The organism is Salinibacter sp. 10B (assembly GCF_002954405.1).
GTDB lineage: Bacteria > Bacteroidota > Rhodothermia > Rhodothermales > Salinibacteraceae > Salinibacter.
This window is the reverse complement of sequence record NZ_MQWC01000004.1, coordinates 158,781-179,685: the sequence shown is the minus strand read 5'-3', so window position 1 is coordinate 179,685 and position 20,905 is coordinate 158,781. Positions and strand designations below refer to the sequence as shown.

Here is a 20,905-nt window from a genome sequence, read left to right as displayed (position 1 = left end):
TACCTCAGAGGGGCCCGAACGCTACGACAGGAGATTAAACCATGGACATTGGTCCCTCTAGCCGTCTCCGCCCCCAGTCTTTAGGCCTTGTAGACTCTTCTCAGAGAGGAGGTTCACGTCATACGTTTGCACACGGCCGTTGTGCTCCCGGTGGCGTCGGCGGGCGATCTGCACCAACCGGTGGACGAGTTCATCAAAGGAGACCCCCGACGGCTCCCAGAGATAGAAAGAAAAGGAGCCCGGAATGGTGTTGATCTCATTGAAGTAGAGTTGGTCGGTCTCCTCATCGATCATAAAGTCGATGCGTACCACCCCCGCGCACTCGAACAGGTGAAAGAGCCGAACGGCCACGTCTTGAATCGCATCTGTCCGCTCGTCGGACAATGGGGCGGGTACGATGCGATCAAGCGAGGCCATTCCCTCTGGTGCCGCGTCCGCCGATTTCGCACCGCCCCCTTTTGCCCCGCCGCCGTCCTCTTCTCGCATGTACTTGTCTTGGAACGTCAGCACCTCATCGTCATCAGACGGCTTCGGCTCTTCCAGCACGCTGGGCGTTGCCTCATGAGCATCCCCCAAAACCGAGCAGTTGATCTCACGCATCTCCTCCACCGCCCGCTCCACGATCACCTTGCTATCGTAGCGGAAGGCATCCTCAATCGCGGCGTCGAGCTCATCCCGGGTGTCCGCCCGCGCAATGCCAATGGACGACCCACAACGCGCCGGCTTGACGACCAGCGGATATCCAATTTCCTCCTCGCACCGGTCCAGACCCTCCTCCTCGTTGTAGGCCCACTCCTCCTCCCGAAACGCAACAAACTCCACCACCGGGATGCCCGCCTGCTCGCACACCCGCTTCGACATCACCTTGTCCATGCCGAGCGCTGAGCCAAACACACCGGTGCTCGTGTACGGGACGTTGAACGTTTCGCAAAGCCCCTGAAGACCTCCATCCTCCCCTGCCCCGCCGTGCAGGCCCAAAAGCATCACATCGATTGGAATGCGGCGCGGCGGCCGAGTGAGGCGCCCCCAAGCCCCGACCTCCCGATGCTCAATCAGCTCGACGTGCCCGTGGGGAGTGGGGCGGAGGGCCACCTGGAGGGCTTCATCAAGCAGCGCATCGAGATCGGCGTAGCGGTCTACATTTAGGAGCGGGGCGCCGGTATACCAGGTGCCATCCTTCGCAATGTAGAGTGGAATCGGGGTGTACCGGTCGCGATCCAGTGCCGCGGCGGCCTGCAAGGCCGAGATGACGGACACTTCATGCTCCGGAGCTACGCCTCCCAGCGCCACCCCGACGTTCAACGTATCAGTAGCCACGAAAATAATGCGCAGTTGATGACGAAAACACGATTCTCCCGATCCCGGCGTGCTACCGAGAACTCGCCATGGACGCCTCCGCCCCCACCAGTTTGTTTTCGACAAACCGCGTCAGCATGCGAAACAGGTGGAGCCGCGTCGTTCCGCCGGCGAGACTATGCGTCTTCTTCGGATAGAGCATGAACTGAAACTGCTTGCCTTCCTCCTGCAGCTTGTTCATCATCTGAATGCTATTCTGAGGATGCACGTTGTCGTCGAAGCTGCCGTGCACGAGGAGCAGGTCCTGGTAGTCCTCCAATCGCCCCGCGTATGTCTGGGGCGCCCCCTTCACATATCCGTCCTGGTTGGCCTGGGGGGTCGACATGTAGCGTTCTGTATAAATGGTATCGTAGAGGCGCCAGTCCGTCACAGGCGCTACCGATAGCCCCGTTGCAAACGTGGAGGGGCCCTCGCCTCGTAGCATTGACAGGAGTGTCATGTAGCCTCCGTAACTCCAGCCCCAAATCCCGATTCGGTCGGCGTCGACCCACGAGGAGTCGGCCAGCGCCTGAGCTGCGTTGATCTGATCGGCCGACTCCGGCTGCCCAAGGCGCTGATAGGGAACGTCCTGAAACGCCTTTCCGCGCCCGCCCGTCCCCCGATTGTCGACACTCACCACAACCATGTCGTGCTTCTTCACGAGGTACTGGTGCCAGAGGTGTCGGCTGCCGCCCCACCGATCCATCACCGTTTGTGCCCCAGGCCCGCCGTAGACGTACATGAGCACCGGGTACTGCTTTGATGGATCAAAGTCTGTGGGCTTCACGACGTACGTGTTCAGCGGCGTGCCATCCGCTGCCGGGAGCGTGGTGAAGGATGTGGGTGGCAAATTAAACCGATCGAGACGCTGCTTGAGACTGTCATTCTCCTGCAGCGGGGTGACCGGCGCCCCATCGGCCTCATGCAGGGTCCAAGTCGGCGGAGTCTCCGTGGTCGAGTGCGCGTCGATGTAATACCGATAGTCTTTCGAGAGGTCAATGCGGTGCCACCCCGAGGCCTCGGTGATTTTTTCCGGTGCCATCGCCGCCTCGTGGTGACTAAGCGACATGCCCGCGCTGTAAAGGTGTCGCTCGATGGAGGTGTCTCGAGTGGCCGTGAAATATGCTGTCAGCGACTCCTCATCGACGCCATGAAAATTAGTCACCTCCCAGTCCCCGCCGGTAATGGGCCCCAGATACGTACCGTCCGTGCGGTAAAGGTAGGCGTGATTGTATCCACTTCGCTCGGACTGGAAAACAAAGTGTTTTCCATCGTCCAAAAACGTCAAAAGACCGTTCTCAACGTCGACATAGGTGTCATTCTTCTCCTGCAGCACCGTCTGCACATTTCCGGTCGTCGGATCCCCGTAGAGAAGGTCGAGCTGGTTCTGGTCTCGATTCAGGCGAAACATCCACACGCGATGCTGCCCCTCGATTTTCGGCGTCCACTCCATCCGCGGCAGGTACTCATGCGTCATCCCTCCCTCGTTCCACGTGTCGGTGTCGAAGTACTGAATGGCCTGCGTCTGCCCTTCCTGCGTCGTGTCGACGGCCGCCATGTCAATCACTCCGATCTTAATCTCGCTGTTTTCTTCCCCGGCTTTCGGATACCGAAATCGCTTATACTCCGGATAGCGGGTCGTATGATCGGTAAGCGCAAATTCACGGGTGTCCGATTCGTCGAGTTTGAAAAAGGCAATGTGTGCCCCGTTCGGACTCCAGCGCCAGCCGTCGCGTACCCGAAACTCCTCCTCGTACACCCAGTCGAACGTGCCGTTAATGATTGCCCCCTCGCTCCCATCGGTCGTGAGGGTCGTTTCGTGGCCCGTCTGTAGATCCACCACAAACAGATTTCGCTGTCGGACAAAGGCCACTTTGGTCGCAGACGGATTGAACTTCGCAAACATCTGGTAGCCGTCTGCCCGCTCAGCAACTGGTGTGAGCGTCTGCGCTGATCGGTCGTAGACGTAGTAATACCCCTTGGTGTTGGCACGCCAGACCTGCTTTGAGTCGGTATAGATGAGGACCTTTTCGCGATCCTCGCTAAACTGGTAGTCCTGAATCGGCACCGTCCGCTCCACATCCTCCGCATAGAGGTTCGTGCCGTCAATGACCCGAGAGCTATCATCGGTTTTCAGGTTATACCGCATCAGATGAGTCGCGTCGCCGCTGTCGGCGGGCTCCACGTACGTAATAATCGGTCCCTCCTCGGCCCATCGCCCTCCTCGAAAGGCCTCTGGGGCAAACGTGTCGGACGCATGGATGGCCTCCAATGAGAATGTGGTGGAGTCCGTGGGCTGAGCACGCAGCTCGGCATCACCGCCGCCCGCAAAAAGACAAAGCGCAACAAGGAGGAGAAGTGCACGACGCACCATGAGGAACGAGGAACCTAAACGAAAGCAAACAGAGAATACTCCCAAGCCCAGTCCCAAGATATCCGTCGAGCGTCCTCCTTCGCAACAACCCCGTTCTCCCTTCCTCCAGCCATGTTGGCATTTCGATGGGAGAATGAGTGCTCCGGTCGCCTCCGGGCTGTCCCCGGCCCGTCTTTCTTGTGTCCAACGAGCCGCACACGACGCCCGAATCCGGCAGGCCACCGACCGGCCTCTTCCTCACACGATCCTCTCTTTCATAGGGATTCGCTCCTTGGAACCATTGTCGGAGAAAGAATTTAAGAACGGCTTGCGTGCGCGCGGTAAACATCATATTTCCGAACGGTTGTCACCATCGATCGCTCTTCTCCCAACAACGACGCCCTTGTCCCCGTCACGGCGACGATTGACCTCGCCGCGCTACGGCACAACGTCCGCAGATTGCAGGCCGAAGCCGACGGGGCCGACCTCATGGCCATCGTAAAGGCCGATGCGTACGGACACGGAGCGATCCCGATTGCCGAGGTGCTACAGGAGGAAGGCATTCAACACTTTGCGGTGGCTCGCCCGTCAGAGGGCGTGCAGCTCCGCAATGCTGGACTTACCGGGCGAATTTTGGTTCTCGGAGCGCCCTTCCCAAACCACCTGTCCGTTTACACAGAGCACGACCTGGACGTTACCGTTTCGTCGTTCGAAACCGCGAACGCCGCCATCGAACAGGGACGTCCCCACGCTCCCGTTCGTGTGCACGTAAATGTCGACACAGGGATGGGCCGGATCGGTCTTTCCCCCGAGGAGGCGTCCTCAGTCATTGCCGACCTTGCCGACGCCCGGGGCGTGACGCTCGCCGGCATCTGGACCCACTTTGCCACCGCCGACGAACCGGAGAGCACATTCGCAGACACCCAGCTCTCTCACTTTGAGGAGCTGCTCGATGGCCTCGACCAGGGGATTCATCCCGAACACATTCACACAGCGAATACGGGTGCCCTCCTCACCATCGGGACGCGCTCGCAACGCTTCCACGCGCCCTTGGTTCGAACGGGGATTGCCCTGTATGGCCTTACGGCCCACCGGAAGCTGCACTCCCAGCTCGACCTCCGTCCGGTCATGCGGTTACGCGCCCGCGTCACGCAGATAAAGACGGTTGCGCCGGGTACGCCCATTTCGTACGGCGCCCATTGGCGCGCTCCTTGCCGCACCTGCATTGCAACGCTGGGCGTGGGGTACGGCGACGGATATCCGCGCCTCTGCTCAGGGCGTGCCTCGGTTCGGATTGGAGGCGAGAAGCGACCCGTTGTGGGCACCATTTGTATGGACATGTGTATGGTGGATCTGGGGCCGCCCGATCAGTCCCCTGCCCAAGACGTGCAGGTCGGGGACGAAGCCGAACTCTTCGGGGCGTCTGCCCCCACCCTCTACGACGTGGCCGAGTGGGCCGAGACGATTCCTTACGAGATTTGTTGTGGAATCTCCCCTCGCGTGCCCCGCCGGTATGTAGACGACTCGACAGAAACAGAGGCCAAAATTGCGGCCAACGCCCCACCTTCTCACAATCTTTCATAATTTTGGACAGGATCGTTACGTCTTGGTATGTTGCATTAAGGAAACTAGTGCATCTTGAGAGATTGGTTCTTTGTATGACGTAGCTGATCTGACTGTATACTGCCTGCGCCGTTGTGCACCGTACCCTGGTTGTCACACGTCGCATTTCGTGTTGACTCTCGTTCATTGACCCTGTATTGAAGCCATGCCGATTACTGCTGACCCTGGTGACATTGATATTCTCGTCGTGGACGACGAAAAGGATGTCGTCGAAGTTGTAGGTCATTTTCTTGAAGAGGAAGGATATACTGTTCATGCGGCCTACGACGGTGAAGAGGCCCTGGAGATGGCGTCGGGGGACGTAGACCTGATTGTCCTCGACATCATGCTTCCCGGCGTCGACGGCTACGAGGTGTGCCGGAAGCTTCGCTCCCGTGTCGAAACCGAGGAAATTCCGATCGTCTTTCTCAGTGCCAAGACTGAAGAGGAGGACCAGATCGAGGGTCTCATGCTGGGCGGCGACGATTATCTGACCAAGCCGGTCTCCCCGCAGGTGCTTGTCGCCCACGTAAAGGCGGTACTCCGACGCTCGGGCGTCGAAGAAAGCAGCATTCTGGAGGTGGACGGCCTCAAGATCTACGAGGACGAGTATCGTGCGGAATTGAATGGTGAGGACCTGGGACTCACGCTGACGGAGTTCGAGCTCCTTCGTTATCTGGTCCGCCATCCCCGGAAGGCATTTACCCGCCAACAGCTGCTCGAAACCATCTGGAAGGATGCTATGATGGTTACCGAGCGAACGGTGGACGCCCACATCAAAAACCTCCGAGAAAAACTGGGCGATTATGCCGAACACATCCAAACCGTACGAGGCGTCGGTTATCGCTTTGTCCGAGAAGAAGAGTCGGCGGAAGCCTAGAGCCTCAGGGAGGACTCAGAAGTGAGTCCTCCCTTTTCTCTTATTGTCCTCCCGGGTCGCCTCCATTCCGGGTCTGCTGAGTTGGCCTTCGCATACCTCGCATGTCCGTGCTTCGCTCAATTGGCGATTTTTTCTTGCCTCGTCGCGCCTCCACCCAGACGTGGATGGTTCTTACGTTTGCCCTCTTCGTTGGGATAGCCGTCGCGGCGGTCGCGTTGTATGTCGTGCTTGTACTTCGCGGAGAGATGCGAACGGCCATGCAGCAAACCCTTCGCACTCAGGCGGAGCGCATTGCCGTACAAGTCGAACAGGCCGATCCGGCCCGGCGCCATGATATTGTACAGAACCTGACGGAGTTGACGGATCTCCGCGTGGCGGTCGTCACGTCGGACACAAGCTACCGTGCCTCCGGGCCTTCACAGTCGGGCGATTCTCTGGCCCGGGCCCCTTCCCTTCAGCGTCTCAACGGCGAAACGGCCCGCTTCACGCGCTCCTCGAATGCCGAGGGAGAGACCGTCTTCACTGCGGCCCTGTACCGCCCGACGGCCGATCTTATTGTCCAGATCACCCAGCAGGCCCCGCCGCTCTACCACCTCGTTCAACGATCACAGGTGGTGCTCGTGCTGGGAATGGTCTTCGCCCTCATCCTCTCGTTGATCGGGAGTTTTGTGGCGGCGTACCAGATTAAGACGCCCCTCACGCGCATTGGGGAAACCGCCCGCCGCGTGGCCAACGGGAAGTTTGCCGGCAAAATCCGCATTGACTCGCGGGCCGCTGAGTTTCAAGACCTGGCCGAGAACCTCAATCGCGCCGGTGAGGCAATTCGAGAAAAGATCGATGAGTTGGAACGGCTGACGCGACTACAGAGCGAATTTATCGGCAATGTCTCTCACGAAGTCCGGAATCCCATCTTCGCAATCAGTGGATATCTTGAAGCGCTTGGGACCCCCGGCCTCGACGAAAAGCAGCGGAAGTCCTACGCAGAGAAGGCTCTCACCAATCTGGAGCGGCTTCAGAACCTCTTCAATGACCTTATCGACATCGCCCGTCTCGAATACCGCGAGGACCTGATTAATCGGTCGGCGTTTGACCTAAAAGACCTGGTGGATGAGGTCACTGAGATGCTCCGTCCGAAAGCGGAAGAAAAAGACTTGGATCTGCAGGCGGACGTTCCCCGGTTTTTCGTGAGTGCGGATCGCTCTCGCATCCGGCAGGTGCTGGTCAACCTTATCGAAAACGCCATCGCCTACACCGGCAGTGGATCCGTGCGATGCCGGGTCCAACGACGGGCCGAGAAAATCCGGATCCAGGTTGTGGATACAGGACAAGGGATCGATGAGGATCACCTCGACCGCATCTTCGAGCGCTTCTACCGCGTTGATGAGGACCGCGCCCGAGACAGCGGCGGAACGGGGCTCGGACTCAGCATCGTCCAGCAAATCATCCATGCTCACGGCGAAGACATCCACGTGGAAAGTACGAAGGGGCGTGGGACACGATTTTGGTTTGAGTTGCCGTACGCTCCTGAGCCGAACGCAGTGGATGCTTAATCCCTCATTTGGCTTGACAGGCTATTCATCCAAATCTATATTTCGGAGGCAGTGGGTGCTCTAATACTCTCCAGATTCTGGGGCAACGATTCGCCCCTTCGCTGAGTTGTCCTTTCCTTTCCCAAACCCAACTGGACTGGAAACTCTCCCGCTGTTTCTCCAAACGTAGATTCCTAATTGAGAGTCCTTCCGTTTACCGATGCACGAAAGTACCGTTAAGTGGTTTGACGCAAAGAAAGGCTTCGGCTTTATCCACCATCCCGACGATGGTGACGATGTCTTTGTCCATTACTCCGATATTCAGTCGGACGACGATTTTAAAACCCTGCAGGCGGATCAAAAGGTGCAGTTCGAAATGAACGAGGGTCCAAAGGGCCTGAACGCTTCTAACGTCGTTGCGGACGGGGACACTGAGGCTCTTTCTTCTTCGGACTCTGATACCGAGCCCGACTTTGAAGTTGATCCATCCGAGATCGACCCAACGGCCGAAGTCGACCCGGTCCCAACGGATTAACTGCCTCTCGTACGCCCACTTTTCTTTCGCTCCTCTGCCCCGTGCCCTCCCCCTATTCCGAATCGCTCTCTCTTGAGCACGACCATTCGTCTCTCGCTCTCGACGACGAGGTCCTCACGCGTTTGATCCGACACGTGGTGGAGGCCGAAGAGGCCTCGCTGCTACACGTGAGCGTCGTGTTGAGCGGTCACGACACAGTGCGCCGCCTCAACCAGTCGTATCTCGACCACGACTACAATACCGACGTACTGTCGTTTTCACTTCGAGAGACAGAGGATGCGGACGAAGTAGAAGGCGAAGTCTACGTTGACCTCGACACCGCAGCTGAGCGTCACGAGGAATTCGACACGACCTTTGAGCGAGAGGCCTACCGCTACGTCGTCCACGGCGTCCTCCATCTCCTTGGCTACGACGACGCAACCGACGAGGGTCAAAAGAGGATGCGTGCCAAGGAGGACCAATATCTCGACGCTGTCTTGTCTGCTGCCTCTTCTCCCTGAAGGGTTGGCGTATCCTCCTCTCCCAGTCCGGATACTCCTGCCGTTCCTACACTTCTCCCCTTGAGGCTTCTCCTGGCTCCCGTTACCGAGCCTCTCAGGACCGTCCGTCATCTCCACTTTTCCTCCCCTCCTTCTATTTCTCCGGCGGTTGGAGTTCACGGAGTCGATCCCAGCGGTAAATTCCTCCGTTGTGACCGTCGTCCCAGGTAATCCGCAGCCCGACGCTTCCGGCCGTTTCGACCTCTACATCCGTCCAGCGGTTTTTTTGCCGGAAGATGTGTAGAAAATTGGGCTTCGTAATTCGCTCAATGGACTTGCCCTTGCATTCAGCACAGGGGCATGCCTGTCGAAGTGCGTCGAGTGGAAAAGTGGATACGTGATCGTCGGCCCACTCAATATTGAGCCGTTGCATTTTGATGTCAATCGATACCCGTTCGGGTGCGGGCACATTCATGAGACACTGTGAAATCGATGGGATTGGACGAGACACTTCCCATGCTCGGTCTTCCTCCCTTCTAGGGGTGTGCATTTGTCCTCGCTCTATTCTCGAGGATTGTTTTCCAGGTGCGCGCATCCAGCGAATCTGGCAAGCTGAGTGTTGACGTGCGTGCAGACCTAGTCCCGGCCTGCTCCCGAAACCTCCCAAAACAGGCCCTCTGGACCCGCATTCACGACGGGTGTAGAGGCCAGGCTGTCCTCCTGTCCCCAGCTTCCGTGGATGTGGCCACAGACCGTAAGCCTCGGATACTGCTCTTTAATCGTGGATCGGATGGTCGTGCTACCAAGAGACTGTCCCTTCGAGTCTCGATCGACAACACCCTTAGGGGGCGAGTGCGATACGAGGACCGCTTCCTCAGGGCACTCCTCCAACAACTCCTCCGCCTGCTCCTCCGAGAAATCATAACTCCATGGCCCAAAGGGGGTCACCGGTATCCCCCCACCGATCCCATAAAATGACAACCCGGCGAGGGTACACTCGTCGCCGTGAAGCACATGCGCGCTAGACCAGTCCGCACAAGCCGCTCTCAGCTCTTCCTCCGTTTCCGCATTCCCCGGCACAAGTACCGTTGGGGTTTCGATTGCACTGAGTAGATCAATCGGAGCTTGGAGGTTGCGACGCATCACGCAGAAGTCCCCCGCTCCGACAACAACGTCAGCCTGACCGGCCTGTTCGACGAGTCGGCGGCACGCTTCTCGGTCTCCATGCACGTCGCTAAAGAGAAGAAGGGTCGGCATAAGGTGGGCACGAAACAACAGAGCGTACGCATTCGAGCACAAAGGCACGCATAGTCAATTGTAATGTTCTCCCCCAGAGACTCCAACCCGTATCCGTTCATCGTCGTGTCGCCGGACAAGAGATCGGATACGGGATCCGGAGACGAAAGAGGTAGAATCGAGATTAGTGCAGAACGCTGAGACGAGAAAGATAGCCGCCGCCCTCGCCGATCAGACGTTATCTAGACCGGTCTCTTCGCGCCATCAACAGAAAAGGCACCGAGAAGAATCTCGGTGCCTCGTATACCCTTCCGAAGTACGGGGAGTGAGCTAGGCCGTATCCTCGGAGTCCTTTTCGTCTGAGGGCTCTCCCTCATCGTCAGTAGCCGTCGCCTGCTCCTCCTCGGCGTCAGCAGAGACATCCTCGGACGAGTCGGACGCCGACTCATCAGCAGAACCAGTGTCGTCTCCTTCATCTCGCCGTCCCTTTCCGCTTCCACGACGGGTGCCACCAGAGCCACCGCCGCCCGTTCCAGACGGCTGTACATCATTGTAGTCCACGAGCTCCACGAGCGCCAGCTCTGCTCCGTCTCCGGAGCGCTGACCGAGCTTAATGATGCGGGTATATCCGCCAGGACGATTGCCCACTTTCTCGGCCACTTCGCCAAACAGCTCGTTCACCGTCTCCTTGTTCTGCAGGTGACGGAACACCTGACGGCGGTTATGCTCCGTATCGTCCTTTGCCCGGGTGATAAGCGGCTCCACGAACGGACGCAGGGCTTTCGCCTTCGCAATCGTCGTGGTGATGTTCTTATTCTCAATCAGGGCATTTGATAGCGCCTGAAGCGTCCGCTTGCGGTGTGGGGACGTGCGGCCAAGTTTTTTTCCTTTCTTTCGGTGTCGCATGCTCGCAACAGATACGAATTGAAAAAAGTACGTCGTCAGGCCCCGTCGGGAGCACGGGTAGAGACCGGTGCGGGGGAGTTAGGAAGCCTTCTTCTCTTCAAGATATTCCTCCACATCCATACCGAAGTGAAGGCCTCGCTCATCGAGGACTTCAACCAGCTCCTGGAGAGACTTCCGCCCGAAGTTCCGAAACTTGAGCATCTCGTCCTCCTCGCGTCGCACCAGATCGCCAATGGTCTTGATACTGGCGGCCTTGAGGCAGTTGTGCGACCGGACCGAGAGGTCGAGTTCATCAACCGGCTGGGCAAGCAGCTCGCGGATCCGCTTCACCTCTTCGTCGACCTCCTGCTCCTCCACAACAGGCTCAGGTTCTTCGTCGAGTTGGATAAAGAAGTTGACGTGGTCCCGCAGGATGGAGGCCGCTTTCGTCACGGCTTCTTCCGGACTAACCGACCCGTCCGTATCTACATCCAGGATCAACTTCTCGTAGTCAATCTTCTGGCCAACCCGTGTTGGCTTGACCGAGTACTTGACGTTTTTGATCGGGGTAAAGATGGAATCCACAGCGATCACCCCAATCGGATCATCCTCACGCTTATTTTCTTCGGAGGGGATATAGCCACGACCGTAGCCGATACGAAGATCGACGTTCACCGTCGCATCCTCAGCCATCGTCGCGATGTGCTGGTCGGGGTTGAGCACCTCAAAGTCGGAGGTTGCCTCGTCAATGTCCTCGGCTGTCCAGTTCCCTGGACCTTCAAGACTGAGATGGAGATGCCCTTCCCGCATCTCATCCGCTTTGAACCGCACCTCCTTCAGATTGAGGATGATGTCCGAGACATCTTCCGTCACACCGTCGATGGTGGAAAACTCGTGCTGGACACCGTCAATCTTAACGGCGGTAACGGCAAGCCCCCGCAGCGACGACAGCAGCACACGGCGCAAGGCATTCCCAATGGTAACGCCGTATCCGCGTTCAAGCGGCTCAATAACAAACTGACCGGTCTTGTCGGTCTCTTCTTCGACCTGAACGCCGTCCGGCATTTGAAGCCCGTAGTTATCCATACGTAGGAGTCAACAAATTGAAATCAGTATCGGGTCATGCGAGAGGCCCGGCCCAGAACAATCGGGCCGAGCCGGATCGGCGGGGAATGCAGGCCCCCGACGCAGGGAATTTTACTTCGAGTAGAGCTCTACAATGAGCTGCTCATCAATGTTTTCCGGAATCTCTTGCCGGTTCGGATAGTCGATGAACTTCCCTTTCATCTCGTCACGGTCCACTTCGATCCAGGAAAAGGTCCGCTGCTGGTGCTCCACGTTTTCCTGAATCACCTCAAGGTCTTGGCTCCCCGGCTTTACGGAAACCACGTCGTCCGGCGACATTTCGTAGGACGGGATGTCCACGATCTCACCGTTGACCATAATGTGTCGGTGCGACACAAACTGCCGGGCCTGGCGCCGCGTCCGGGCAAAGCCCATGCGAAAGACCGTGTTGTCAAGACGAGCCTCTAGTAGGATGAGGAGCTTTTCCCCTGTCACTCCCTGCGTTCGGGAGGCTTTGTCGAACAGGTTCTTAAACTGGTTTTCCAGAAGGCCGTAGGTGTACTTCGCCTTTTGTTTTTCCTTGAGCTGAACGGCATATTCGCTCTCGCGACGGCGGCGCGACTGCCCGTGCTGACCGGGCGGATACGGCTTCCGTTCAAGAGCCTTCGAGGGGCCGAATATGGGCTCCTTGAAGCGACGGGCAATCTTTTGTTTCGGTCCTCTATAACGAGCCATTCTACAAATCAAGTTTCGTATTTCGAACGACAGACTGATATTTTCGGAGCAGCGCATCATCAGTGCCGCTCCACAACATACCCGAGAAAAAGGAGTTAGACTCGGCGGCGCTTCGGAGGGCGGCAACCATTGTGCGGAAGGGGAGTTACGTCCCGAATCGAGGCCACCTCAATACCAACCTCCGACATGGCCCGAATGGCTCCTTCACGCCCGGAGCCCGGTCCCTTTACATATACATCTACACGGCGAAGGCCGAGATCATGGGCCTCCTGTGCCGCTGCCTCTCCCGCCTTCTGCGCTGCGTACGGCGTGTTTTTACGACTTCCTTTGAAGCCCATCTTCCCCGCACTTGCCCAGGAGATGGTGTTGCCATACTGATCGGTAATCGTCACGATCACATTGTTGAACGTGGCCTTTACGTAGGCCCGTCCATTCGATTCGACAACAACGTTTTTCTTGCGAACCCGCTTTCCGCTCTTTTCTCCTTTAGCCATAACTCAGTGCCTCGTCTCGAAGGAAATGTAGAAAATTTGGGACGGATCGTGTCCAGGCGCTACTTCTTATCTTTCGACTGCTTCCGGCCCGCCACCGTCTTCCGCTTCCCTTTGCGGGTACGGGCATTCGTGCGCGTCCGCTGACCATTAACGGGCAGCCCCTCACGGTGGCGCTTACCACGATAGCACCCAATGTCCATTAGGCGCTTGATATTCATCTGCTCCTCGGTACGGAGCTGTCCCTCCACCGTGTATTCTTCTTCGATGATGCGGCGCACCTTCTTCGTCTCACTCTCCGACCACTCGCGAGGCCGCTTGTCGACACTCACCTCGGCCTCCTTCAATACATTATTCGCACGAGAGCGGCCGACCCCATAGATTTCGGTCAGCGCAATCTCTCCTCGCTTATGGTCTGGTACGTCAACGCCTGCAATCCGTGGCATGGTGTAATACAATCAATTGAATACTAGCACATACGTCGAACACGCTGTCCCCTCCTCGTCCAAAGGACGTATACGGGAATCGAGTCGCTCAGTTCTTATAGCGATAGACAATCCGCCCCTTCGACAGGTCGTAGGGCGACATCTCCACCTTTACACGGTCGCCCGGCAGGATCTTGATGTAGTTCATCCGCATCTTTCCGGAGAGCAGACCGAGAATCTCGTGTCCGTTCTCTAGTCGGACGCGAAACTGAGCGTTTGGAAGGGCCTCTATGACTTCTCCGTCCTTCTCGATGGCTTCTTCCTTTGCCATTAGCGTGTTTGTTTCTCTTTGAGAGCGTCGATTTCGTAAGGCGGTTCGATAACGTCCTCGATGTACTGGAAGGTTGAGAGCACCTCAGCCTCTTCGTCCTGTACAACAACCATGTGCTCGTAATGTGCAGACGGGCGCCCGTCAACCGCCCGGATCGTCCAACCGTCGGCATCCGTCTGGACCTCCCCAGTCCCTTGGTTAATCATCGGCTCAATGCAGATGCAAAGCCCCGGCTTCAGTCGGCGGCCCGTGCCCGCTTCCCCGAAATTGGGCACCTGAGGATCTTCGTGGAGACTCTGCCCAATCCCATGCCCAACCAAGTCGCGAACGATTCCATACCCTCGACTCTCACAATGGGTTTGGACGGCGTGACTAATATCTCCAATCCGCCGACCGGCAACAGCCTGACCGATTCCTCTTTGTAGTGCGTCGTACGTGGCTCGGCAGAGAGCCGCATCTTCTTCCGAAACGGATCCCACCCCAAAGGTGAACCCAGAATCCCCGTAGTACCCGTCCAACTTCACACCGCAGTCGATCGACAACAGGTCTCCGTCCTGCAGCGCGTAGTCATCCGGGATGCCGTGCACGACCGCATCGTTCACCGACGTGCACAACGTGTTGGGAAATACGTTGTCCCCCACCTGATACCCTTTGAATGCAGGCTCAGCCCCGTGTGTTCGGATGAAGTCTTCGGCAACGGCATCCAACTCCTCGAGGGTAACCCCTACATCAATGTGGCGTGCCACTTCTCCGAGCGTACGGCCGACGAGGTCCGCACTCTCACGGAGACGATCAATTTCACGCTGGCTTTTCATGTGAACCATAAAGGCACCACGGATTCGATTCCAAAGGTGGGACAACCACCGCATGGGGAAAAGGGATTCGGGGGAAGATGCTGTCCAATCTACATGCCTTGCCTGCGGCTCCGCATCTTGCCACTCTTCATGAAGCCGTCGTAGTGACGCATGAGCAAGTGACTCTCAATCTGTTGGAGCGTGTCAAGCGTTACCTGCACGAGAATGAGCAGACTGGTCCCTCCATAGAACATTGCAAAGCTTTGGGTTACCCCAGCCCGCATCGCAAAGGATGGGAGGATCGCGACAAAGCCAAGGAAAATCGATCCTGGGAGCGTAATTCGCGTGAGGATCGTATCGATAAATTCACTCGTCTGTTTGCCGGGACGAATGCCCGGAATAAATCCTCCTTGCCGCTTCATGGTGTCGGCCATCTCCTTCGGGTTAACCGAAATGGCCGTGTAGAAGTAGGTGAAGAACACAACCACGAAGAAGAACAGAATCGAGTACCCCATTCCACTGATATCGGAAAACCAGGTCCCGATCTGTTGCATCGTCGGACTGTTCGGAAAGAACGACGCGATCGTGGAGGGGATGAACATGATCGACTGCGCAAAGATAATCGGCATGACCCCCGCCGCATTCACACGCAGTGGGAGATACTGTGTTGATCCCCCGTAGGCTTTTCGTCCCACCACACGCTTCGCGTACTGCACCGGAATCCGGCGCATGCCCTGTGAGATCAGTACCACTCCTCCCGTAACAAGGACCCAGACGCCAATCTCAAGAAGCAGAATGAAGATGTTGTCGCCAACGGTCCGGACCTCGTTGAATAGGGCCTGCGGGAGAAAGGCAATAATACCAATCATGATAATCAGCGAGATGCCATTCCCAATCCCATCTTCGCTGATGCGCTCTCCCAACCACATCACGAAGGCCGTACCACTCGTGAGTACGATCACCGTTGTAATGGTAAAGAGAGTGGAGTTGATGACCACGGCCTGTCCTGTCGCCCCTGCCAACAGATTGATGGCGTACCCAATCGACTGGAGGGCTGTAATGCCAATCGTGCCGTAACGTGTCAGCTGGGTAATCCGACGCCGCCCCTCTTCCCCCTCTCGCTGCAGCTTCTGGAAATACGGAACCACCGCCCCCATCAACTGAATGATGATTGAGGCTGTAATGTAAGGCATAATGCCCAGTGCAAAGATGCCCGCCTGCTTAAACGCCCCCCCAACGAACATGTCCAGAAACCCAAAAATACCCCCACCGCCTTGCTGTGCATTGATCTGGGCGAGGGCCTCCGCATTCACACCGGGAAGCGTGACGAACGTACCAAAGCGGTACACGACGAGAAGACCGAGCGTGTACAGGATGCGCTCGCGGAGCTCCTGGACGTTCCAAATGTTGCGAATGCTCTCGGCAAATCCAGCCATAAGATAGGCTACTTAATCGCAGGGCCGCGAATGATGCGAGAATGATTATTCATTCTCGTCGAGAACGGTGGCCGCTCCGCCCGCGTCTTCAATTTTCTCCATGGCGGAGCTGCTGAAGGCGTGGGCAGAGATGTCGAGGGCTGAGTCCAGCAGACCGTCCCCCAAAATCTTGACGAGGCTCGCATCTCGAACCGCCCCCACCGATTCGAGCACCTCCGGGGTGATGGGCTCGTCTGCATCAATCCGTCCCTCATCAACGAGGATCTGAATGCGTCCCACGTTCGCGATGGCGTACTCCGTGGAGAACGGATTATTGAACCCGTGCTTCGGGACGCGACGGAACAGGGGCATTTGCCCTCCCTCAAACCACATTGGTCGGTTTTTCGAGCCCGATCGGCTGCTCTGCCCCTTCGTTCCTCGGGTCGAGCTATGAGCACCTCGGCCTGAGCCTTCTCCTCGGCCAAGCCGCTGTCGCGATTTTGTAGCACCCTCGGCGGGCTTCAGATTACTGAGATCCATGTCGGTCTACCAGTGCTTAATTCTCACAGACGAAGAAGCAGATGTGCGCAGGGCATCCCTGACACATCTCTCCAAAATTCCGGACGTTCTTACTCGTCCAGTTCCTCCACCTCTACAAGGTGGTGAACTTTCTTGATCATACCGCGAATTTGAGGGGTATCGTCATGGGTTACGGTATCCCGAATATGACGAAGCCCCAAGGCACGGAGGGTTCGTCGCTGAGACCCACTCTGCCCGTTCTTGCTTCGGACTTGTTCGATTTTCAACGTTCCCATGATGGTCCTTCAGCTCATAATGAACAGGAAACGGCAGGCAAAAGGAGTCGTCGTACGCTCTACCCGTTAAAAACCTTCTCCAGCGGGATGTCTCGACGTCGAGCCACCTCAAGCGCATCCTCAAGATCCGCCAAGGCATTGATCGTGGCCTTCACCTGGTTGTGCGGGTTGGAGGTCCCGATCGACTTCGTAAGCACGTTCCGATATCCGGCGCACTCCAATACGGCACGAACGCCTCCGCCCGCAATGACTCCGGTACCCGGCGCAGCCGGCTTCAGCACAACCTTTCCGGCATCTTGCTTGCCGACAATTTTGTAGGGAATGGTGCCGTCTCGAATCGGGACGCGAAACACGTTTTTCTTCGCGTCATCGGCGCCTTTCGAAATGGCACTGGAGACCTCATTGGCCTTTCCGTGCCCCATGCCGACGAGGCCGTCCTCATTGCCCACGACCACCACCGTGTTGAAGGAAAATCGGCGGCCTCCCTTCACCACCTTGGATACGCGGTTCACCGACACAAGACGGTCTACCCAGTTCTCCTGCCGCTTTTCGGCATTTACCCGCTTTCGCTCTCTTCGATCTGCCATAACTCGCTGCTTCGTATGTCTAATCTAAGGATTCGATAGAGAAGCGAGGAGGCCTAAAATTCCAGGCCGCCCTCTCGGGCTCCCTCCGCCAGAGCCTCGACGCGACCGTGGTAGTTATATCCTCCACGATCGAAGACGGCCTTCTCAATGCCCTCTTCCTGCGCCCGCTGAGCAATCAGCTCCCCAACCTCTCGGCTCTCCTCCGTTGGGCTATCGCCGTCTACGTCGTCCTCCAGACTCGACGCAGCGGCAAGGGTATGCCCCTCAAAGTCGTCGATCAACTGGGCGTAAATGTACTTGTTGGATCGGTACACCGACAGCCGAGGACGTACAGAAGTCCCCATCATGTCTTCGCGAATACTCTTGCGAATGCGCCGGCGGCGCTCGACCTTTTCTTTTTTCCCCTTCGCCATGACGACAAATATCTTCGTTTAAAAATGAAGCAATCAGGCAAAAACGGCCACTCGATTCTCTACCGGGCCGCCGTCTTTCCTGCCTTCAGTTCAATCTGTTCATCCACGTATCGGACTCCTTTCCCTTTATAGGGCTCCGGCGGACGCATGCTACGAATCTTAGCTGCGACCTGCCCCACCAACTCCTTGTCGATGCCCTCTACCGTAATGATGTCATCCTGGCCTCGCCCCGAATCAACAGAAATCGTCACTTCATCGGGGGGCAGAAAGTAGATGGGATGGGAATATCCAAGCGCCAACTCAAGTGCCCCGTTCGACATCTGCGCCCGATATCCGACGCCGATAATCTTCAGTTCCTTCTCGTATCCGTCCGTGACCCCTTTCACCATATTTTGGAGAAGGGATCGGCTGAGACCGTGGACTGAGCGGTGGCGCTTCTGATCGGTTGGTCGGTTGACGACCACCTCTCCGTCACCAATCTCGACGGTGAGGTCCGGATCAATCTGTTGCGTGAGCTCTCCCTTCGGCCCTTCGACGGTGACAACGTTCGTGTCGTCGACCGTAATCTTCACGTCATCCCCGAACGGAATGGGTCTACTTCCTATGCGAGCCATGGATGTCAATCAAGATAGTTGGTGCAAAAACGGGACGCTGGCCAAGTGAGAGGCTGTCCTAAAAGACCTTCGCGAGCACTTCGCCTCCGACCCCAAACCGACGCGCCTCTTTGTCACTCATGACGCCCCGAGAGGTAGAAAGAATCGCTATGCCAAGCCCATTCTTCACGGTCGGAAGCTCATCGGCACTAGCATACTCCCGCAGGCCGGGCTTCGAGACTCGCTTCATCATTCGGATTGCGGGATCCCCATAATCATCATACTTCAGGTACACCCGAAGCAGTCCTTGCTTTCCGTCGTCGATATTGACGTAGTTCTTGATATATCCCTTCTCAAGGAGAATCTGGGTAATCGCCCGCTTCAGTTTCGACGCCGGAATATCGACGTAGTTGTGTTCGGCTCGTTGGCCATTGCGGATACGAGCCATATACTGAGCCACTGGGTCAGAAACACCACTCATCGTTGCTTTGAGGTCGTCAGTTTGGATTTCCAAGCTCAACAAATACCGGGGCGGGCTGCTCTTACCAGCTCGCCTTCCGAATCCCGGGAATCTTGCCTTCCAGCGCCAGCTCACGGAAGCAAATGCGGCATACCCCAAACTTTCGGAGATAGCCGCGCTGCCGACCGCAAAGCCGACAACGATTGTTCTGACGCACTGGACTCGAGTCTCGCGGTAGCTTTTGGAGTTCCGTCCACTTTCCTTCCTCCTTCAGCTTGCGACGCTTCTCCTTATACTTCTCGTACAGCTTTTCACGCTTTTCTTCCCGCGCAATCCAACTCTTCTTGGCCATATCGAAACTCGAATCTGTCAGGTGTCAAGTGCAACTCGCTCCCCCGGAAGCAGCTACGCCGTCGCCGCCTCCTCGTCGCCTCGGCGCACAAAGGGCATTCCCAACCCCTTCAGCAGCGCATAGGCCTCTTCATCCGTCTCGGCACTGGTGACGAACGTCACGTCCATGCCGCTAATCCGATCCACGTTGTCTACGTCAATCTCCGGGAAGATAATTTGCTCTTGGATCCCCAGCGTATAGTTTCCGTGGCCATCGAAGCTGCGATCCGGAACGCCTTCAAAGTCCCGAATGTTGGGCAGCGCAAGGGTAATAAGGCGATCAAAGAACTCGTACATGCGAGCTTCCCGCAGTGTAACGGTTGCCCCCACGGGCATCCCCTCTCGGATATTGAAGCTCGCAATACTCTTTTTCGCCCGGTTCACGGTAGGATGCTGTCCGGTAATTTTTCGGAGCTCCTCTACCGCTGTGTCCAGCGCCTTTTCATTCTCTGAGGCCTCGCCAACGCCTTTGTTGACCGTAATCTTCTTCAGGCGTGGAACCTCCATGGAGTTCTCGTACCCAAACTGTTCAACAAGTTTGGGCCGAACTTCGTCCTCATACGTTTGCCGGAGTCGTGGAGCGTCTTCGGCCATAAATCAAACGGGATCAGTCGTAATCAAAAACGTGCAATCAGGGCCGCAATGTGGCCGCCCAAAAGTTCCGCAGACGAAGGAAATCGTAGGACATGGGGGTGGGTTCCCCCTGCACAAACGATTCAAGGCGATGCCGCAATCACTCGTCTAGTTCCTCGCCGGTCGTCTTTGCGTATCGAACCCACTGCGAACGGCCCGTTTCCGGATCCTCAACCTTCTTCCGTCCGACCCGAGTCGGCTCCCCATTGCTGTCGACCGGATTCACGTTCGAAACGTGAATAGGAGCCTCTCGCTTCTCGCGCCCTCCCTCCCGGTTCTGCATGCTGGGCTGCTCGTGGTGAATGCGCATGTTGACGCCCTCCACAATCACGCGCTCTTCTTCCGGAAAGACCTTCAGGACCTTTCCTACATAGCCGGCCTCCCGGTCTTCTCCCGCCGACCGGGCGGACGTGATGGTCTTGTTGAGCATCACCATGTCGCCCTTCTTCACGTGAAGCTTCTTCTGTCTCATGACTCTCGGGGTCTTCGTTCAACAGGCAATTCGACGGGATCGGGACTACAGAACCTCAGGTGCGAGGGACACAATCCGGGTAAACTGCTTCTGGCGCACTTCTCGCGCCACCGGGCCGAAAACGCGAGTACCCACCGGTTCTTCCTGGGCATTAATCAGCACAGCCGCGTTCTCGTCGAACCGGATGTAGGTACCATCGTCGCGACGGGTCTCCTTCTTCGTCCGCACGACCACCGCACGACTGACATCGCCCTTATTGAGGTTCCCACTCGGAATGGCCGACTTCACGGAGACCACAATCTGATCCCCTATGCCGGCGTAGCGGCGACCGCTGCTTCCAAGCACGCGTATGCACTGCACTTCTTTGGCGCCGCTGTTGTCTGCAACCGAAAGTCGGGTTTCTTGCTGAATCATGACGGTCTCCGATGTTCAAATTCCAGAATGATAGAACG

Annotated in this window: 27 protein-coding genes; 5 read left to right on the top strand and 22 right to left on the bottom strand. The window is 57.1% G+C overall.

Going from position 1 to position 20,905, the window contains the following annotated elements; genetic code table 11:
* Positions 1 to 57: 57 nt before the first annotated feature.
* Both BSZ35_RS01095 and BSZ35_RS01090 read right to left on the bottom strand, forming a co-directional pair.
* The gene (locus BSZ35_RS01095) at positions 58 to 1,317 is read right to left on the bottom strand and encodes a D-alanine--D-alanine ligase family protein (RefSeq protein WP_258096018.1); all 1,260 of its coding nucleotides are present in this window, start codon (positions 1,315 to 1,317) and stop codon (positions 58 to 60) included.
* 52 nt (positions 1,318 to 1,369) lie between these two features.
* The gene (locus tag BSZ35_RS01090; protein ID WP_105010722.1) at positions 1,370 to 3,709 is read right to left on the bottom strand and encodes a S9 family peptidase; all 2,340 of its coding nucleotides are present in this window, start codon (positions 3,707 to 3,709) and stop codon (positions 1,370 to 1,372) included.
* A gap of 351 nt (positions 3,710 to 4,060) precedes the next feature.
* On the opposite strand from BSZ35_RS01090, the gene alr reads away from it, so the two are divergent.
* The 5 genes from alr to ybeY all read left to right on the top strand — a co-directional run bounded on the left by alr (position 4,061) and on the right by ybeY (position 8,734).
* A complete protein-coding gene (gene alr, locus BSZ35_RS01085; RefSeq protein ID WP_105010721.1) occupies positions 4,061 to 5,272 on the top strand; it encodes an alanine racemase in 1,212 nt (403 codons plus the stop codon).
* A 184-nt stretch (positions 5,273 to 5,456) separates the two neighbouring features.
* Complete coding sequence (locus tag BSZ35_RS01080) at positions 5,457 to 6,170, top strand: response regulator transcription factor (protein ID WP_105010720.1); 714 nt, start codon at positions 5,457 to 5,459, stop codon at positions 6,168 to 6,170.
* Positions 6,171 to 6,271: 101 nt separating this feature from the next.
* A complete protein-coding gene (locus tag BSZ35_RS01075; protein ID WP_181149124.1) occupies positions 6,272 to 7,720 on the top strand; it encodes a HAMP domain-containing sensor histidine kinase in 1,449 nt (482 codons plus the stop codon).
* 199 nt (positions 7,721 to 7,919) lie between these two features.
* Complete coding sequence (locus tag BSZ35_RS20090; protein WP_105010719.1) at positions 7,920 to 8,234, top strand: cold-shock protein; 315 nt, start codon at positions 7,920 to 7,922, stop codon at positions 8,232 to 8,234.
* A 41-nt stretch (positions 8,235 to 8,275) separates the two neighbouring features.
* Entirely contained in the window at positions 8,276 to 8,734 is a 459-nt protein-coding gene (gene ybeY / locus BSZ35_RS01065) for an rRNA maturation RNase YbeY (RefSeq protein ID WP_105010718.1), read from the top strand.
* 133 nt (positions 8,735 to 8,867) lie between these two features.
* On the opposite strand, the gene BSZ35_RS01060 is transcribed toward ybeY, so the two are convergent.
* The 20 genes from BSZ35_RS01060 to rplN form a co-directional block, all read right to left on the bottom strand.
* Entirely contained in the window at positions 8,868 to 9,188 is a 321-nt protein-coding gene (locus tag BSZ35_RS01060; RefSeq protein WP_105010717.1) for a DUF971 domain-containing protein, read from the bottom strand.
* A 161-nt stretch (positions 9,189 to 9,349) separates the two neighbouring features.
* Positions 9,350 to 9,970 carry a metallophosphoesterase family protein gene (locus tag BSZ35_RS01055; RefSeq protein ID WP_105010716.1) on the bottom strand — a complete coding sequence of 207 codons (621 nt, stop codon included), beginning with the start codon at positions 9,968 to 9,970 and terminating at the stop codon, positions 9,350 to 9,352.
* 309 nt (positions 9,971 to 10,279) lie between these two features.
* Positions 10,280 to 10,855 (bottom strand): 50S ribosomal protein L17, encoded by a 576-nt coding sequence (rplQ, locus tag BSZ35_RS20085; protein WP_105010715.1) that lies wholly within the window; start codon positions 10,853 to 10,855, stop codon positions 10,280 to 10,282.
* Between the two features lie 78 nt (positions 10,856 to 10,933).
* Complete coding sequence (locus BSZ35_RS01045; RefSeq protein ID WP_105010714.1) at positions 10,934 to 11,920, bottom strand: DNA-directed RNA polymerase subunit alpha; 987 nt, start codon at positions 11,918 to 11,920, stop codon at positions 10,934 to 10,936.
* 111 nt (positions 11,921 to 12,031) lie between these two features.
* Positions 12,032 to 12,634: a 30S ribosomal protein S4 gene (gene rpsD / locus BSZ35_RS01040; RefSeq protein WP_105010713.1), complete on the bottom strand. Its 603-nt coding sequence runs from the start codon at positions 12,632 to 12,634 to the stop codon at positions 12,032 to 12,034.
* A 95-nt stretch (positions 12,635 to 12,729) separates the two neighbouring features.
* The gene (gene rpsK, locus BSZ35_RS01035) at positions 12,730 to 13,128 is read right to left on the bottom strand and encodes a 30S ribosomal protein S11 (RefSeq protein WP_105010712.1); all 399 of its coding nucleotides are present in this window, start codon (positions 13,126 to 13,128) and stop codon (positions 12,730 to 12,732) included.
* Positions 13,129 to 13,187: 59 nt separating this feature from the next.
* Positions 13,188 to 13,571 (bottom strand): 30S ribosomal protein S13, encoded by a 384-nt coding sequence (gene rpsM, locus BSZ35_RS01030; protein WP_105010711.1) that lies wholly within the window; start codon positions 13,569 to 13,571, stop codon positions 13,188 to 13,190.
* 88 nt (positions 13,572 to 13,659) lie between these two features.
* Positions 13,660 to 13,881 (bottom strand): translation initiation factor IF-1, encoded by a 222-nt coding sequence (infA, locus tag BSZ35_RS01025; protein WP_011403816.1) that lies wholly within the window; start codon positions 13,879 to 13,881, stop codon positions 13,660 to 13,662.
* Positions 13,881 to 14,705 (bottom strand): type I methionyl aminopeptidase, encoded by an 825-nt coding sequence (gene map / locus BSZ35_RS01020; protein WP_105010710.1) that lies wholly within the window; start codon positions 14,703 to 14,705, stop codon positions 13,881 to 13,883. Before map ends, infA begins: the two co-directional genes overlap by 1 nt.
* Positions 14,706 to 14,785: 80 nt before the next feature.
* Positions 14,786 to 16,111 (bottom strand): preprotein translocase subunit SecY, encoded by a 1,326-nt coding sequence (gene secY / locus BSZ35_RS01015; protein ID WP_105010709.1) that lies wholly within the window; start codon positions 16,109 to 16,111, stop codon positions 14,786 to 14,788.
* A gap of 45 nt (positions 16,112 to 16,156) precedes the next feature.
* Complete coding sequence (rplO, locus tag BSZ35_RS01010; protein WP_105010708.1) at positions 16,157 to 16,630, bottom strand: 50S ribosomal protein L15; 474 nt, start codon at positions 16,628 to 16,630, stop codon at positions 16,157 to 16,159.
* 89 nt (positions 16,631 to 16,719) lie between these two features.
* The gene (gene rpmD / locus BSZ35_RS01005) at positions 16,720 to 16,905 is read right to left on the bottom strand and encodes a 50S ribosomal protein L30 (RefSeq protein WP_105010707.1); all 186 of its coding nucleotides are present in this window, start codon (positions 16,903 to 16,905) and stop codon (positions 16,720 to 16,722) included.
* A 59-nt stretch (positions 16,906 to 16,964) separates the two neighbouring features.
* Positions 16,965 to 17,492: a 30S ribosomal protein S5 gene (gene rpsE / locus BSZ35_RS01000; RefSeq protein ID WP_105010706.1), complete on the bottom strand. Its 528-nt coding sequence runs from the start codon at positions 17,490 to 17,492 to the stop codon at positions 16,965 to 16,967.
* Positions 17,493 to 17,545: 53 nt separating this feature from the next.
* Complete coding sequence (rplR, locus tag BSZ35_RS00995) at positions 17,546 to 17,905, bottom strand: 50S ribosomal protein L18 (RefSeq protein WP_105010705.1); 360 nt, start codon at positions 17,903 to 17,905, stop codon at positions 17,546 to 17,548.
* A gap of 59 nt (positions 17,906 to 17,964) precedes the next feature.
* Positions 17,965 to 18,519: a 50S ribosomal protein L6 gene (gene rplF / locus BSZ35_RS00990; protein WP_105010704.1), complete on the bottom strand. Its 555-nt coding sequence runs from the start codon at positions 18,517 to 18,519 to the stop codon at positions 17,965 to 17,967.
* Positions 18,520 to 18,577: 58 nt separating this feature from the next.
* Positions 18,578 to 18,979, bottom strand: coding sequence for a 30S ribosomal protein S8 (rpsH, locus tag BSZ35_RS00985; RefSeq protein WP_105010703.1), 402 nt, complete (start codon positions 18,977 to 18,979; stop codon positions 18,578 to 18,580).
* Between the two features lie 61 nt (positions 18,980 to 19,040).
* Positions 19,041 to 19,310 carry a 30S ribosomal protein S14 gene (gene rpsN / locus BSZ35_RS00980; RefSeq protein WP_105010702.1) on the bottom strand — a complete coding sequence of 90 codons (270 nt, stop codon included), beginning with the start codon at positions 19,308 to 19,310 and terminating at the stop codon, positions 19,041 to 19,043.
* 53 nt (positions 19,311 to 19,363) lie between these two features.
* Positions 19,364 to 19,942 carry a 50S ribosomal protein L5 gene (rplE, locus tag BSZ35_RS00975; protein WP_105010701.1) on the bottom strand — a complete coding sequence of 193 codons (579 nt, stop codon included), beginning with the start codon at positions 19,940 to 19,942 and terminating at the stop codon, positions 19,364 to 19,366.
* A gap of 139 nt (positions 19,943 to 20,081) precedes the next feature.
* Positions 20,082 to 20,453, bottom strand: coding sequence for a 50S ribosomal protein L24 (rplX, locus tag BSZ35_RS00970; protein ID WP_105010700.1), 372 nt, complete (start codon positions 20,451 to 20,453; stop codon positions 20,082 to 20,084).
* 45 nt (positions 20,454 to 20,498) lie between these two features.
* Positions 20,499 to 20,867 (bottom strand): 50S ribosomal protein L14, encoded by a 369-nt coding sequence (gene rplN, locus BSZ35_RS00965; RefSeq protein WP_105010699.1) that lies wholly within the window; start codon positions 20,865 to 20,867, stop codon positions 20,499 to 20,501.
* Positions 20,868 to 20,905: the final 38 nt, after the last annotated feature.

Excerpts from the sequence above, each read along its gene's own strand:
- BSZ35_RS01090 (WP_105010722.1), bottom strand. The coding sequence starts at position 3,709 with ATGGTGCGTCGTGCACTTCTCCTCCTTGTTGCGCTTTGTCTTTTTGCG.
- BSZ35_RS01080 (WP_105010720.1), top strand. The coding sequence starts at position 5,457 with ATGCCGATTACTGCTGACCCTGGTGACATTGATATTCTCGTCGTGGAC.
- BSZ35_RS01075 (WP_181149124.1), top strand. The coding sequence starts at position 6,272 with ATGTCCGTGCTTCGCTCAATTGGCGATTTTTTCTTGCCTCGTCGCGCC.
- BSZ35_RS20090 (WP_105010719.1), top strand. The coding sequence starts at position 7,920 with ATGCACGAAAGTACCGTTAAGTGGTTTGACGCAAAGAAAGGCTTCGGC.
- BSZ35_RS01060 (WP_105010717.1), bottom strand. The coding sequence starts at position 9,188 with ATGAATGTGCCCGCACCCGAACGGGTATCGATTGACATCAAAATGCAA.
- BSZ35_RS01055 (WP_105010716.1), bottom strand. The coding sequence starts at position 9,970 with ATGCCGACCCTTCTTCTCTTTAGCGACGTGCATGGAGACCGAGAAGCG.
- rplQ (WP_105010715.1), bottom strand. The coding sequence starts at position 10,855 with ATGCGACACCGAAAGAAAGGAAAAAAACTTGGCCGCACGTCCCCACAC.
- BSZ35_RS01045 (WP_105010714.1), bottom strand. The coding sequence starts at position 11,920 with ATGGATAACTACGGGCTTCAAATGCCGGACGGCGTTCAGGTCGAAGAA.
- rpsD (WP_105010713.1), bottom strand. The coding sequence starts at position 12,634 with ATGGCTCGTTATAGAGGACCGAAACAAAAGATTGCCCGTCGCTTCAAG.
- rpsK (WP_105010712.1), bottom strand. The coding sequence starts at position 13,128 with ATGGCTAAAGGAGAAAAGAGCGGAAAGCGGGTTCGCAAGAAAAACGTT.
- rpsM (WP_105010711.1), bottom strand. The coding sequence starts at position 13,571 with ATGCCACGGATTGCAGGCGTTGACGTACCAGACCATAAGCGAGGAGAG.
- infA (WP_011403816.1), bottom strand. The coding sequence starts at position 13,881 with ATGGCAAAGGAAGAAGCCATCGAGAAGGACGGAGAAGTCATAGAGGCC.
- map (WP_105010710.1), bottom strand. The coding sequence starts at position 14,705 with ATGGTTCACATGAAAAGCCAGCGTGAAATTGATCGTCTCCGTGAGAGT.
- secY (WP_105010709.1), bottom strand. The coding sequence starts at position 16,111 with ATGGCTGGATTTGCCGAGAGCATTCGCAACATTTGGAACGTCCAGGAG.
- rplO (WP_105010708.1), bottom strand. The coding sequence starts at position 16,630 with ATGGATCTCAGTAATCTGAAGCCCGCCGAGGGTGCTACAAAATCGCGA.
- rpmD (WP_105010707.1), bottom strand. The coding sequence starts at position 16,905 with ATGGGAACGTTGAAAATCGAACAAGTCCGAAGCAAGAACGGGCAGAGT.
- rpsE (WP_105010706.1), bottom strand. The coding sequence starts at position 17,492 with ATGGCAGATCGAAGAGAGCGAAAGCGGGTAAATGCCGAAAAGCGGCAG.
- rplR (WP_105010705.1), bottom strand. The coding sequence starts at position 17,905 with ATGGCGAAGGGGAAAAAAGAAAAGGTCGAGCGCCGCCGGCGCATTCGC.
- rplF (WP_105010704.1), bottom strand. The coding sequence starts at position 18,519 with ATGGCTCGCATAGGAAGTAGACCCATTCCGTTCGGGGATGACGTGAAG.
- rpsH (WP_105010703.1), bottom strand. The coding sequence starts at position 18,979 with ATGAGTGGTGTTTCTGACCCAGTGGCTCAGTATATGGCTCGTATCCGC.
- rpsN (WP_105010702.1), bottom strand. The coding sequence starts at position 19,310 with ATGGCCAAGAAGAGTTGGATTGCGCGGGAAGAAAAGCGTGAAAAGCTG.
- rplE (WP_105010701.1), bottom strand. The coding sequence starts at position 19,942 with ATGGCCGAAGACGCTCCACGACTCCGGCAAACGTATGAGGACGAAGTT.
- rplX (WP_105010700.1), bottom strand. The coding sequence starts at position 20,453 with ATGAGACAGAAGAAGCTTCACGTGAAGAAGGGCGACATGGTGATGCTC.
- rplN (WP_105010699.1), bottom strand. The coding sequence starts at position 20,867 with ATGATTCAGCAAGAAACCCGACTTTCGGTTGCAGACAACAGCGGCGCC.